Here is a 13,186-nt window from a genome sequence, read left to right as displayed (position 1 = left end):
CCATGGAACCCGCGCAGATCCGGCAGCTCATGGAGGATCAGCTCAAGCACTCCCGGCGGCTCCAGGCCCGTATTCACGAGCTTGAGGACGAGCGGCACGCACCGCTCGCCGTGGCGGGTATGAGCCTGCGGCTGCCCGGGGGACTCGACACTCCTGACGCCTACTGGGACTTCCTGCGCGGAGAGGGCACGGCCGACTCGGAGATTCCCGAGGACCGTCCCGGCCTGCGCGCGGCGTACGACCCGGTGCCGGGCAAGCCCGGCCGTTCCTATGTCGGGCGAGCGGGCTTCCTCGCGGACATCGCCCACTTCGACGCCGAGTTCTTCGGTATCTCGCAGCGCGAGGCCAAGCTGCTCGACCCGCAGCAGCGGATGCTCCTGGAGACCGCGTGGGAGGCCATGGAGCGGGCGGGCATCGCCGTACGCCGCTCCGACCGGCTCGACGTCGGCGTCTATCTGGGCATGATGGCCTCGGAGTACGGGGAGCGCCTGGCGGACCGCTCCGACCTGACCCGCATCGACCCGTACTTCACGACGGGCGGGGGGCTCTGCTTCGGAGCCGGCCGCATCAGTCATGTGATGGGTTTCCGCGGTCCGGTGCTGAGTGTGGACACCGCGTGCTCCTCGTCGCTGAGCGCCCTGCACCTCGCCGTCCGGGCCCTGCGCGCCGGCGAGTGCCGCTACGCCCTGGTCTGCGGGTCCAATCTGCTGCTGTCCGCCGGCCTGATGGTCTCGCTGTGCCAGACCCGCGCGGTGTCCCCGGACGGCCGGTCGAAGTCCTTCCTCGCCTCGGCGGACGGATACGGACGGGGCGAGGGGGTCGGTGCCCTCGTCCTGATGCGCCTGGACGACGCCGAGAACGAGGGGCGCCCCGTGCTCGCCACCGTCCGCGGCTCGGCGGTCAATCACGACGGGGCGGCCTCCGGGCTCACCGCGCCCAACGGCCCCGCGCAGCAGGAGGTGTTCCGCGCCGCGCTGGCCGACGCCCGCGTCGGCCCCGGTGAGCTGGGCTATGTCGAGGCGCACGGCACCGGCACCGCGCTCGGTGACCCCATCGAGGTCGGCGCCCTCGACGAGGTGGTCGGCGCGGCCGTACGCGAGCGGGGCGTGCCGCTGCCCATCGGGAGCGTCAAGGCCCGGCTGGGGCACCTGGAAGCGGCTTCCGGCATCGCCGCCGTCATCAAGACGGTGCTCATGCTCCAGCACGGTGAGATACCCGCCGCGCTGCCGGACGACGGCGCGGAACTGAACCCTCACATCCCCTGGGACCGGCTGGCCCTCACCGTGCCGCGCCGCACACGGCCGTGGCCGCTGCCCCGCAAGGTGGCCGGGGTCAACTCGTTCGGTATGAGCGGCACCAACGCCCATGTCGTTCTTGAGGCGTACGAGCCGGTCGGCGGCCCGGCACCCGCCGCCACCGGCCGTCCGGAACTGCTCACCCTGTCGGCCAGGGACCCGGTGGCCCTCGCGGAACTCGTGGGCGCCGTGAGCGGGTACCTCAAGACGATGGACGAGGCCCAACTCCCCTCGCTCTGCCACACGCTGCGCACCGGGCGAGCCGCCTTCGCCCACCGGATCGCCGTCACCGGGACGACGGCCGGTGAACTCGCCGACGGACTCGCCGAGGCACTCGCGACGGCACGGAGCCGGGGTCCCGCCACCGCGCCCAGGGAATCGGCCGTCCGTACGGTCGTGTTGCGGTTCTCCGGCGACGAGACACGGCTGGCCGAAGGGGTCGCCGAGCTGGCGGACGCCTTCCCCGCCTTGGCTGCCTTCCCCGCCGCGGCTGCCTCCCCCGCCGCGGCCGTCGGACCGGCCGCGGCGGAGCGGGGGCCGGGCGGCGCGCTGGCCCGGCTCGTCGGCCGGTTCGGGATCCGCGTCCGTCCGGAGCGCGACACCGGCGCCGGTGAACCCGCGCGTCTGGAGTGGGAGACCGCCGACGGCACGAGCGCGGCGCCTCTCGTCGGGCACGAGCGGGGCACCGCGCCCGGGTCGTTGCTCGCCGCTCTCGCCGAGCTCTTCCGGGCCGGCGCGGAGCTGAGGTTCGGGGAGCTGGGCGCGGCCGGCACCCCGCTGCTCGGCGATCTGCCGACGTACCCGTTCCAGCGCAAGCGCTTCTGGATCGACGAACCGCTCGTCGGCGCGGGCGGCGGCCGGGAGGACACGGCCGTCGCCGGGCGGCGGCACCGCGCACCCGCGCCCGTGGACCGGGAAGCCGTGCGCGCCTATCTCATGGCCGAGCTCACCGAGGCCCTGCACGCCTCCGAGGAGCCGGACACGGACGGATCCTTCCTGGACGCCGGCGGTGACTCCTTGCTGTCGGTCCTGTTCATCACCAAGGTCGAGGAGAGCTACCGGCTGGGTCTGACGGCGGAGGAACTCCCCCTGGATCTGCCGCTCGGAGAGCTCTTCGGCCGACTGGCCGACGACATCGCGGACCAGGCCCGTACCGCCGGTGCCGACGGGCGGGAGCAGGACGTATGAGTCACTTCGTACGCCCCCGGAACCCGGCGCGACCCGCGCTCCGTCTGGTGGCCTTCCACCACGCGGGCGGATCGGCGGCCTCCTATTTTCCGCTGACCCGGCACATGCCCGCCGACTGGGATGTGCTGCTGCTCGATCTGCCGGGGCGTGGCAAGCGCTACGCGCAACCCGCCCTTGAGGACATGGCCGAGATCGTGGCGGCGGCCACCGAGGACGTCCTGCCCTGGGCCGACGGGACGCCGCTGGCCCTGTTCGGGCACAGCCTCGGGGCCGTCGTCGCCCACGAGACCGCGCGGGCGCTGGAGGCTCGGCGCGCCGGACCCGGCTGGGTCGGTGTCTCGGGCCGGGGGGCACCGGGCCACGAGGTACTGACGAGACTTCCCGACCACGACGGTTCGGACGCGGAGCTCATGGCCCGGCTGCGGGACATGGGCGGCATGCCGGCCCAGCTCGACGCCGTACCGGAGTTCCGCGACCGCTTCCTCCGGGTGGTCCGCAGCGATCTGCGCGCCGTCGCGGCGTACCGCCCCGACGCGCACCGCCCGCCGCTGGCCGCGCCGCTGACCGTCTTCGGTGCCACACACGACTCCTGGGCGCCGATCGCGTCGATGGCCGCCTGGGCCCGGCAGACGCGCGGTCGGTTCACCGAACGCGTCTACCCCGGCGGGCACTTCCACTTCCTCGGCGATTCCCGCGAGGCGTTCGCCGCGGACATGGCCGACGAGATACGGGCCGCGCTGCTGCCCCTGTCCACCGTTCCCTCCTCTCCCGTCCACACGTCCCCGTGACCTATCAGCAGGAGGTCAGCACCATGGTGCCGGAAGCCGATCAGCCCGATATCCGTCCGCTCATGGCCGGGTTTCCCACCGGCGTCGCGGTGGTCACGACGCTCGCGCCCGACGGGGAACCGTGGGGGATGACCTGCACCTCGCTGTGCAGCGTCGCGCTCGATCCGCCGACGCTGCTGGTCTGCCTGCGGCAGGGCAGTCCGACGCTGGAGGCGGTGAAGGCCAGCGGGGCCTTCGCCGTGAACCTCCTGCACAGCCAGGCCCGTTCGACGGCGGAGCTCTTCGCCTCCGGCGCGAAGGACCGCTTCGAGAAGGTCCTGTGGCGGACGATGGGCCCGATCGGAGGCCCGCATCTGTACGAGGCGGCGCACACGATCGCGGACAGCGCGGTCGAGGATGTGCAGCTGGTCGGGGACCACGCCGTGGTCATGGGGCGGGTCGTCGCCATCACGCAGTTGCAGTTGCAGCTGCCGCTGCTGTACGGCATGCGCCGCTACGGGTCCTGGATCGACGCCGCCGAGGACAGCCACCTGTACTACGACTTCATGTCCTGAGGCGCCACGGCGGCCGAGCCTCGACGACGGTCCGGGACGGTGTGCGGCGACGCCCTACACGCTGTCCCGGACTATCCGTCTGCCGCCCCAGGAGCAGAGACCGGCGACGGCGAAGACGGCCGTCACCAGGGCCCAGCCCGCGGTGAAGCCGCCGGTCGCGTCGACCAGCAGACCGAAGGTGACAGGTCCCACCACGAACCCCGCGAAGAAACCCATGGAGACCAGGGCCGACGCGTGGCCCGTGCCGCCGAAGCCGCTGCCCTGGGTCACCGCCACCATGGTGACCGCGTTGGCCGCGGCGGCCGAGCAGCCGAGGCCCACGGCTCCGGCCCATACGAGCCAGGTCGCCGCGGTGGCCGCGGGGAGCAGAGCCCCGAACACCACCGAGGCGACTGTCAGGATGAGAAGCGACCTGGGGACGTCCAGCCGGTCGCTGAGCCGGGACCACAGCACACGGCTGGCGATGCCTGACACGCCGATGGCGGCGATGAGCGCACCCGCGCTCCGTTCGTCCATGGACAGCCGCTGGTGCGCGTAGAGCGGCAGATAGGTGTTGAGGGCGGAGAGTCCGCAGCCGACGCAGAGCGATACGGCCATCAGCCACCGGGTGGGGAGATTGGGCGCCGCGGGGAGGGCCGGCCGGATTCTCGCCGGCCGTCCGGTGTCCCTGGGCAGCCGCGCGGCCCCCAGCGCGACCGCCAACGCGACCGGGATCACGAGGGCGAGGGCGCCGCGCCAGGACAACGCCTCGGCCAGGGTGGGCAGGGTCAGTCCGGCGGTGAACGCGGCGAGCGGTACTCCCGACTGCTTGATCCCGACGGCCACCGCCCGCCGCTCGGCCGGTACATGAGTGGTGATCAGCTTGTTCGTCGAGGGGTTGGCGAGCGACTGGGCCGCTCCGCCCAGCACCAGCGCGGCGAGCAGGAACCAGTACGTCCTGGTGGCGATCAGCAGAGCGAAGTCGGCGGCGACGAGGGTCATCAGCAGGGTGAGAGCGCGCCGGCCTCCCAGCATGTCCGCCACCTGACCCGCGTACAGCGAGAGCACGGTCGCGGTGCCGAAGGTCACGGCGGTCAGCAACCCCAGTCGCGAGCTCGAAATGTCCAGATCCTCGATGAGGAAAGGCCCGAGCGCGCCTATCGCGTAGAGGACGAACATGGAGAGACCCATGCCGCCCGTGACGAGCACGAGGAGCGATGCCGGGACACGTGCGGTGTGTATCGGCCCTTTTTCGCTCGGATCGGCCGGCACGCTTGCCCCCCTTGTCTTCGATGTGAATATATGAGAACTCTAGACGAGGACTATAGCAAGGGGGGGTGTGGTGCTGGGTCCGAAACTGCCGGACACCCGGCGTGTGCGCGCGCGGTTGACGCGTCGGCGCATTCTCGACGCCGCGATGGAGCTCTTCTCCGAGCACGGTTACGAGGCGACGACCATCGCGTCCATCGCCAGGGAGGCAGGAGTCGCCGTACAGACGGTCTACTTCTCGTTCGGGAACAAACAACAGCTGCTCAGGAATCTGATCAGTCTTCATCTGCCCTGCGACGACACCCCCGGAGGGGCGGAGTCCTACCCCGGGGTCACCGAGGCGCTCGCCATGGCAGACCCGCGTGCCCGGCTGGGGCATCTCGTACGACTCACCCGCGCGATCAACGAGCAGGCGGCCCCGCTCCTGGAGGTTCTGCGCAACGCGGCTGTCGCCGAGGACGACGGCGAGGACATGTGGCAGACGAACAAGGAGCAACGGCGGCTCATCCAGCGGCAGTTCACAGGCGCTCTGGCGGACGAGGGACTGCTCCCCGACGGGCTCGGACCTGAACGGGCCCTCGACATCTGCTACGCGCTGCTGGGCCCGGAGCTGTACCACCTGCTCGCCTCCGAGCGGGAGTGGACGCAGGAGCAGTGGGAGGACTGGGTCCACGAGGGCCTCTGCCGGCATTTGATCAGGGGCGGCGACCAACCGGACAGCTGACATCTCTCCAGAGGTTATGCAGATCCCCTTCAGCGGGTGCGAGGCACACTGCTGGGCGGAGTGGGTCATGCGTGTCCGACGGGGGAGTGACTGTGGGAAGCGACAGCGACAAACGGCCCCGGTACCTCGTCGTCGCGGTGGGCGGGCGTGCCGCGTTCCACGGGACGATCGCCACCGCCCTGTCGGAGCTGGCCGGCCGGACCGGACCGGCGGATCCGGCGGACGCCGCCGGAGCGTCCGTACGGGAACTCATGGCCGCCGGACCTCCTCCGGCACCCACGGCACCCCCCGAACCCGCGCCGGACGCCTATCGCCACGCACTGGTCCGCGCCCGCAGGTTCCTGGACGGTGCGCTGCCCGACGCCGAGATCCAGCTGGTCAGCGCCGAAGACTTCACCGACGCCGCACACGAACTACGGCGGCTGACGGCCGACGACCCGCGCGACGGCGACGACGCCCTGGCTCTCGTCCTGGTGGACACGGGGCCCGGCGGCGTACCGATGGCCCCGCCGGACGACGGCGACGGCCTCGGCGCGGGCCTCGCCCAACTGCGCGAGGCGGTGGCCGCGGGCACCCGGTGCGAGTTCGGTGCCTACACGGTCTTCGTCTACGACGAGGCGCCGCTGGGCCCCGCGCTGCTGGCGCACCCCTACACCCGGCGGCGACTGCCCGCCCTGCCCTGGGTCCTGGCCGCCGATGTCATCTGCGCGTTCACCGACTACGTACAGGTCGGCCGTGCCGGAGCCCCCCTGCGTGGTGCCGCCCCGAGCACACCCGCGCTGCTCTGCGACGAGCTGGCCGGTTTCCTGGACGAGCGGGCCGGCTCCGGCTGGGGCCTGCACTACTACACGGGCTCCGTGGTGTCCGGTCTGATCGAGGACCTGGAGGCGCGTGCGGCACGCGGTGGCAATCCGGTGCTGCGCGGTCCCAGCGAACACAGCCTGGCCTGCGGGGCACTCGCCCGGTGGCAGCTGGACGAGACGCCCTTCCTGATCGTCGTCACCAGCGGCATGGCCGACGAGTTCCGCGGCACCCTGGCCAATCTCCGGGACGCGCGCGCCCGGGGGTTCATCGTCTGCGCCGAGTCGCCGCGGGACGCGTGGTTTCCGTTCCAGGGCACGGTGCACGGCGCGGAGGACACCAGAGAGGTACTGCGGGCCAAGGGCATCCCGTTTCTCTATCTCGACGACCCCGAGCGGCTGACGGACCGGTTGAGCGAGGCCTTCACGGCCTACGAGGCCGACCGCGGGCCGGTCGTACTGCTGGCCACACCCGAGGTGCTGCGCGCGACGGCGGGCGCCGCGCGGACCGCATCCGCGCGGCACCCCGCGGGGTCCGGCGCCGCGTCGGCCTCCCGGCCCGTCGGGGAAACCCGGCCCCGCGCACGGCTCACCGTCCACGAGGACGCCATGGCGCCTGTCGTGGAAATCGTCAACCGCGGTCCTGACAGGCTTCTGTGGCAGTGCGGCAGGCTCAGTACCGAGGAGCGCGATCTCGTCCACGACCTCGCGGCCCGGGCCGGCATCGCCCTCGCCGACTCGCTCACCCGGCCCGGCTCGGTCGCACGCTACCGGGACGGCGGAGTCGTACCCGAGTACCTCGGCACACTCGGCGTCTTCGGCTACTCGGACCGTATCCATGACTTTCTGCACCACGGCGGGCGGCTCAGGCCGCGCGACGAACAGTGCCTGTTCTTCCTCAAGAGCCGGATCGCCGAGGCCGCGACGCCCTTCTCCCCGCGGGCACTCGCCCGCTCGCTGCGCATCGCGCAGATCACGCGGGAGGAGGAGCATCTCGCGCCGTTCGCCGACCACCGGCTGAGATGCGAAGGACTTGAGTTCCTGCGCGAGCTGCGCCGGCGGCTGGATGTCGCCGAACCGCTGCGGTCGCGGCGGCATCGCGCCATCGGGGAGAGCCGGGACAGCGCCTCCGACATCGTGCACACCCTGCCCCTGGTTCCGATGAGCCCCAACTACTTCTTCGCTCGCCTCGGTTCGGTCCTCGACACCCTGATCACCACGTACGGGTACACCTACACCGGCGTCTTCGACGTCGGGCGTGGCGGGCTTTCCGCCATCCGTAACCTGCCGCGCACCGGGCCGGGATTCTCCGGCTGGTACGGACGGGCCCTGATGGGCGACGCCCTCCAGGCGGTGCCCGCGGTGGCTCTGACCCGGGACGACAACGTCCTTGCCTTCGTGGGGGACGGAGCCGCCGCGATGGTGCCCGACATCGTGCCCACGCTGGTGCAGGAGGTGACCGTCAACGGACACCGGATAGCGGGGAATCTGAGCGTCTTCCGGCTCATCGACGGCGGGCACTCGGTGATCCGCACCTACCGGGAGGGCCGCCAGGGCGGCGAGGCGGGCCGCCAGACGCAGCTGCTGCATCTCCTGGACGGCGAATGGGAGCGCACCTTCGGGGAGCTGACCGTCAGCCACCGTCACCTCACCGAGGTGCGTCCCGGCGAACTCGTGGACCGGCTGCGCAGGCCGGCCACCGTCGACCTCTACTCCGTGCCGATGGCCCACAACAACGAGGGAGACGGGCTGAGTCCGCTGTCCGCCCTGGGCTGGCAGCGCGACCGGCTCCCCGAGCTGACCTTCGACATGGCCCGCCGGCCCGCCGCGCGGGTACCCGTTCGTCCCGGACGCTGACGTGCGCCCCGCCGCACACGCCCGCTCACACTGAAGGAGAGCTCCGGTGAAGTTCGGCTTCCTGGCCCACGCGGTCAGCCCGGCCCACCGCAACCAGATACGCGGCCTCGATCTCTTCGGCCGGCTCCTGGACGACCACCGGGGCACCGTACGCGCCCCCGGCCCTCGTCTCCACGTTCCACTGCCGATGTTCGGCTCCGTCACCTCGCTCACCGGCAGCCGGTGCGACGGCGAGATCCGCTCTCTCGCCCACACCGCGGAACAGATCCTGCGACGCCCCACCGCCGCCCGGGAGATGGTGGCCGACGAGGTGAGGGCACTGCGGGACGCCGGCGCGGACATCGTCGGCCTCGGCGGTGCCACCTCGATCGTGGGCGACCGCGGACTCTGGACGGCGTCCCAGGTGGACGTCCCCGTGACCAGCGGCAACTCCCTCACCACCTACGCCGCCCACCAGGCACTTCTCGCCTGTGCGCGGCTCCTCGCACTGCCGGTCGAGGACACCCCGGTCGTGGTCGTCGGTCACCCCGGTTCGATCGCGCTCGCCGTCGCCCGGCTGCTGCTCGCCGACGGGTTCCGGCTGGAGCTGGTCACCCGCCGGGGCCGCCGGTCCCGTGCCGCCCTGCTCGGCTACCTCGACCCCGCCGACCACGCGCGCGTGACCCTGCGCGAGGACGTCTCGGAGTGCTACGCGACCCCCCGTCTGTACGTGGCCGCGTCCTCGTCCGGTGGCGTCATCGACACCGACCGGCTGCACCCCGGTTCCGTGGTGGTGGACGTCGCGCTGCCGCGGGACGCGCCGTCGGCGCCGGCACGCCGTGACGTGCTGGTCGTCGACGGCGGGCTCGTCAGCGCGGTCGAGGCGGTCGTGGTCGGTGACGGCGGCGCGCCGGCGCCCACCCGGCAACTCAACGGCTGCCTCGCCGAGACCGTCGTGCTGGCCTTGGAGGGCCGCGCCGAGTGCTGGTCGCTCGGCCGCCGGATCGATGGGGAGGGGGTGCGGCGGATCGGCGCGCTCGCGGCGCGGCACGGCTTCCTGCCGAAGCCGCTCGCCACCTTCGGGCGCGCCCTCGCGGACGACGACATCGCGCGGCTGGGCGTCCACCACAGGCCGCGGCCCCGGCCCGCCCCGCCACAGGACATCACCGAGGCGACCGGACGCCGCTTCCGTGACCATGTCAACCCGCCGATGGCGAGGCTGTTCGCCGCCCATGGCATGGACCGGGTGTTCACACGAGCCGAGGGGTGCGTGCTCACCACCGCCGACGGGGTCGAGTATCTGGACTTCGTCGCCGGCTACGGCGCTCTCGGCCTGGGTCACAACCATCCGGACGTGGTCGCCCGGCTGCGCGGCTTCCTGGATCTGGGCGCGCCCACCTTCGCCCAGTACATCTCCATGCCGGTGCAGACGGCCGAGCTGGCGGAGCGGCTCAGCGCGGTGTCACCGGGCGGGCTGGAACGTGTCTTCTTCAGCAACTCCGGTACGGAGGCGGTCGAAGCCGCGCTGAAGGTCGCCCGCGCGGCCACCGGCCGCACCCGGCTGGTCCATGCCGACAACAGCTACCACGGCAAGACACTGGGCGCCCTGTCCGTCACCGGCCGGGACTCGCACCGCACTCCGTTCGCCCCCCTGCTGGGCGATGTCGTGGGTGTGCCGTACGGGGACGCCGACGCTCTCGCGGATGTCATCGAGGGTGCCGCGGCCTTCATCGTCGAACCGGTACAGGGCGAGGGCGGAGTCGTGCTGCCGCCACCGGGCTATCTGCTGGAGGCACAGCGTCTGTGCGCCCGCGCCGGGGCCGTCTTCGTCCTCGACGAGATCCAGACGGGCCTGGGCCGGACCGGCGCCCTGTTCGCCGCCGAGCACGACGGCCTGCGGCCGGACGTCGTCTGCCTGGCGAAGTCGCTCTCCGGCGGACTCGTTCCGATCGCCGCCACCCTGGTCAGGGCCGGTCTCTGGGACGACGCCTACGGCAGCAGTGACCGTGCCATGCTCCACTCGTCCACCTTCGGCGGCGGCAACCTCGCGGCTGCCACGGCCCTCGCCACGCTGGATGTCCTGGCGGCGGAGAAGCTGCCCGAGCGGGCCCGCGACATCGGGACGTATCTGCGTACCTCCCTGCGCGCGGTCTGCGAACCGTACGGATTCATCCGCGAGGTGCGTGGCATCGGCCTGATGAACGCCATCGAGATCGACGGCGACTTCTCCGGCGCCGCAGGCGCGATGGCCGACGAGATCCTCACCCGGCTGCCCGGTGATCTGCACACCCTCGTCGACTGGCTGCCCGACGACGTACGCACGGCGATGAGCCGGGTGGGCAGGGCCCTGGAGGTCTCGCTGGGCGACGCGATGTGCCTGCGCTTCGTCGGACAGCTCGCTCGTGATCACCGGATACTCACATTCCTCACGGCGAACCACAACAGGGTGCTGCGTATCCAGCCCCCACTGACACTGACCACCGAACAGGCCGACCGGTTCGTCATGGCGGTCGGTGCGGTCTGCCACGACCTCGCCCTGCACGCGGATGTCATCGGCATCCGGCCGGCGGGCACCCCGAACCTCGACGAAGGATGATCACGGTGAACACAGGAGTCACAGCTGCCGGCGCGATCCTGGAGCGGCTGACAGCACTGCTGGAGGAGAAGCTCGGCCTTCTCCCCGAAGAGATAAGCCCGGAGGCGAAGTTCAAGGAGGACCTCGGCCTCGACTCCCTCGACATGGTGGAACTGCTCACGATCGTGGAGGCCGAGACCGGTGCGCCCGTCGAGGACGAGACGGCCCTCGCGATGACCACGATCGGCGATGTCATCGACTACCTCTCCGCATCCGGGACCGGAGAGGGGGCGTGAGCGGGCGGCATGTGGTCGTCACCGGCCTCGGGCCGGTCACACCCATCGGCGTCGGCCGGCACGAGTTCTGGCAGGCCCAGCTCAAAGGGGTCAGCGGTATCCGCCCCATCACCCGGTTCGACGCGACCGGACTCCCCGTACGCATCGCCGGAGAGGTGGACCTCCCCGGTGCTCTCGCCCCGAGCCGGCGCGAGGAACTGTCCACCGACCGGTGCACCCAACTCGCGCTCGCGGCGGCCGGGCTCGCCCTCCAGGACGCCTCGCTGGACCTCTCGGACGAGGACCGGGACCGTGTGGGCGTGGTGCTGGGGACGGGCGCGGGCGGAGTGGGCAGCTGGGAGACCAACGCCCACCTGCTGGAGACGGCGGGACCGAACAGGATCGGGGCGCGGTCCGTGGTCATGTCGATGTCCAACAGCGCCGCCTCCCATATCGCCCTCGCGCACGGCATCACCGGCCCCAGTACCTCCGTGGGGACGGCCTGCGCGTCCGGTGGCGAGGCTCTGATCGGTGCCCACCAGATGATCGTCTCCGGCGAGGCCGATGTGGTCCTGGCCGGTGGCGCCGAAGCACCGGTCACCCGTCTGCTGGTCGCCGGATTCGCCAGGACGAAGGCGCTGTCCACGCTCAACGAGGAGCCCGAGCGCGCCAGTCGTCCGTTCAGCGCCGACCGGGCCGGCTTCGTGCTCGCGGAGGGAGCGGCGGTGCTGGTCCTCGAATCGGAGGAGCACGCGCGTGCCCGGGGAGCCGATGTGCTCGCCACCCTGAGCGGCTACGGGCGTTCGTCCGACGCCTACCATGTGACCAGCCCGCACCCGGAGGGGGTGGGGGCCGCGCGCGCGATGCGCCGGGCCCTGCGCTCGGCCGGCTGGTCGGGCTCCGGAATCTCGTATGTCAACGCGCACGGCACGGGGACGCGGTACAACGACGCGTCGGAGGCGAAGGCGCTGCGTACCGTCCTGGGAGAGGCCGCCGGACGGATACCGGTCTCCGCGACCAAGTCGATGACCGGCCACAGCCTGGGAGCGGCCGGCGCCGTGGAGGCGGTGGTGTGTGTGGAGGCGCTGCTGCACGGACTCGTACCACCGACGGTCAACCTGGATGTGGTGGACCCCGGACTCGGACTGGACGTGGTGGGCGCGGAACCGAGAGCGGCTCGGCTCACCACCGCCCTCTCCAACTCCTTCGCCTTCGGAGGGCACAACGTGGTCCTCGCCTTCGGGGCCGGGAGGACCTGACGTCCCACGCGTCGCGGCCGGTGCCCGAGTCCCGTCGCCGGGACGTCGCGGTACCGAGCTCCGCCCCTTCGGCCTGCGGTTCTACGGTCGTCCCTGCCCGCGGGACCCGTCTCGCCGTCCGAGCAACCTGGGAGAAGACGCGCGTCGGACCGCTCTGCGACACTCACCGAACCGGGGGCGGAAGCGAAGCCCTCACCGGCCATGGCCAGGAATGGCTCCTCTCCTTGTGAGCGGCCTCGCCGCCCGAGCGCATACGGCACATGCCCACCGGCCCCACGCGAGGCGGTGATTCCTGGGTGGACCGGACCACCGCACTCTTCGGAAGGACATGACATGCACGACACGCACAGCACAGCACGTCCCGTCTGGGACCGGCTTGAGGACCTGGACGAGCTGAAGGTCTGGGATGAGCTCACCGTCTGGGACCTGATCCAGGTCTGGGACGCGCACGACGTCAGTGGCACGGCCGAGGTGTGGGACCGGGCCACCGTCTGAAGCCCCGTGGCCCAGGTCTGATCCCCCTCCGTGTGACGAACGGGATCTAGGGCGTGTCTTCAAAGTCCCGCCTGCCCGGCGACGCCCGGCACGCACGCTCGCCGCGTTGTCGGATCACCCCAGTACGTCCAGTACTGGGGAGACCCTCC

10 protein-coding genes are annotated in these 13,186 nt (G+C 71.8%); 9 read left to right on the top strand and 1 reads right to left on the bottom strand.

All coding sequences use genetic code 11. The features are described 5' to 3' along the window. Positions 1-2 precede the first annotated feature (2 nt). The 3 genes from AB0M67_RS36495 to AB0M67_RS36485 are packed head-to-tail and all read left to right on the top strand — an operon-like array spanning position 3 to position 3,825. Entirely contained in the window at positions 3-2,483 is a 2,481-nt protein-coding gene (locus AB0M67_RS36495; RefSeq protein ID WP_365751912.1) for a beta-ketoacyl synthase N-terminal-like domain-containing protein, read from the top strand. Further along, positions 2,480-3,271: an alpha/beta fold hydrolase gene (locus AB0M67_RS36490; RefSeq protein WP_365751911.1), complete on the top strand. Its 792-nt coding sequence runs from the start codon at positions 2,480-2,482 to the stop codon at positions 3,269-3,271. The genes AB0M67_RS36495 and AB0M67_RS36490 overlap by 4 nt, the downstream gene beginning before the upstream one ends. Then, positions 3,268-3,825 (top strand): flavin reductase family protein, encoded by a 558-nt coding sequence (locus AB0M67_RS36485; RefSeq protein ID WP_365751910.1) that lies wholly within the window; start codon positions 3,268-3,270, stop codon positions 3,823-3,825. Before AB0M67_RS36490 ends, AB0M67_RS36485 begins: the two co-directional genes overlap by 4 nt. Before the next feature lie 54 nt (positions 3,826-3,879). On the opposite strand, the gene AB0M67_RS36480 is transcribed toward AB0M67_RS36485, so the two are convergent. Beyond that, complete coding sequence (locus AB0M67_RS36480; protein ID WP_365751908.1) at positions 3,880-5,013, bottom strand: MFS transporter; 1,134 nt, start codon at positions 5,011-5,013, stop codon at positions 3,880-3,882. Positions 5,014-5,146: 133 nt separating this feature from the next. Here AB0M67_RS36480 and AB0M67_RS36475 point away from each other — a divergent pair, with 133 nt between their 5' ends. The 6 genes from AB0M67_RS36475 to AB0M67_RS36450 all read left to right on the top strand — a co-directional run bounded on the left by AB0M67_RS36475 (position 5,147) and on the right by AB0M67_RS36450 (position 13,037). Then, the gene (locus AB0M67_RS36475) at positions 5,147-5,797 is read left to right on the top strand and encodes a helix-turn-helix domain-containing protein (protein WP_365751907.1); all 651 of its coding nucleotides are present in this window, start codon (positions 5,147-5,149) and stop codon (positions 5,795-5,797) included. A gap of 92 nt (positions 5,798-5,889) precedes the next feature. Then, positions 5,890-8,454 (top strand): hypothetical protein, encoded by a 2,565-nt coding sequence (locus tag AB0M67_RS36470; protein WP_365751906.1) that lies wholly within the window; start codon positions 5,890-5,892, stop codon positions 8,452-8,454. A 46-nt stretch (positions 8,455-8,500) separates the two neighbouring features. Further along, a complete protein-coding gene (locus tag AB0M67_RS36465; RefSeq protein ID WP_365751905.1) occupies positions 8,501-11,029 on the top strand; it encodes an aminotransferase class III-fold pyridoxal phosphate-dependent enzyme in 2,529 nt (842 codons plus the stop codon). Positions 11,030-11,034: 5 nt separating this feature from the next. Beyond that, complete coding sequence (locus AB0M67_RS36460; RefSeq protein WP_365751904.1) at positions 11,035-11,304, top strand: acyl carrier protein; 270 nt, start codon at positions 11,035-11,037, stop codon at positions 11,302-11,304. Continuing rightward, on the top strand, positions 11,301-12,542 hold the full coding sequence (gene fabF / locus AB0M67_RS36455; protein WP_365751903.1) for a beta-ketoacyl-ACP synthase II: 1,242 nt from the start codon (positions 11,301-11,303) through the stop codon (positions 12,540-12,542). The genes AB0M67_RS36460 and fabF overlap by 4 nt, the downstream gene beginning before the upstream one ends. Positions 12,543-12,875: 333 nt before the next feature. Beyond that, positions 12,876-13,037 carry a hypothetical protein gene (locus AB0M67_RS36450; protein WP_365751902.1) on the top strand — a complete coding sequence of 54 codons (162 nt, stop codon included), beginning with the start codon at positions 12,876-12,878 and terminating at the stop codon, positions 13,035-13,037. Positions 13,038-13,186 lie beyond the last annotated feature (149 nt).

This window comes from Streptomyces sp. NPDC051662, assembly GCF_040681655.1.
In the GTDB taxonomy this organism is placed as follows: domain Bacteria; phylum Actinomycetota; class Actinomycetes; order Streptomycetales; family Streptomycetaceae; genus Streptomyces.
This window is presented reverse-complemented; position numbering and strand designations above follow the sequence as displayed.

Bases quoted from the DNA above. Each gene is read 5' to 3' on its own strand.
- AB0M67_RS36450 (WP_365751902.1), top strand. From the start codon at position 12,876: ATGCACGACACGCACAGCACAGCACGTCCCGTCTGGGACCGGCTTGAG.
- AB0M67_RS36490 (WP_365751911.1), top strand. From the start codon at position 2,480: ATGAGTCACTTCGTACGCCCCCGGAACCCGGCGCGACCCGCGCTCCGT.
- AB0M67_RS36495 (WP_365751912.1), top strand. From the start codon at position 3: ATGGAACCCGCGCAGATCCGGCAGCTCATGGAGGATCAGCTCAAGCAC.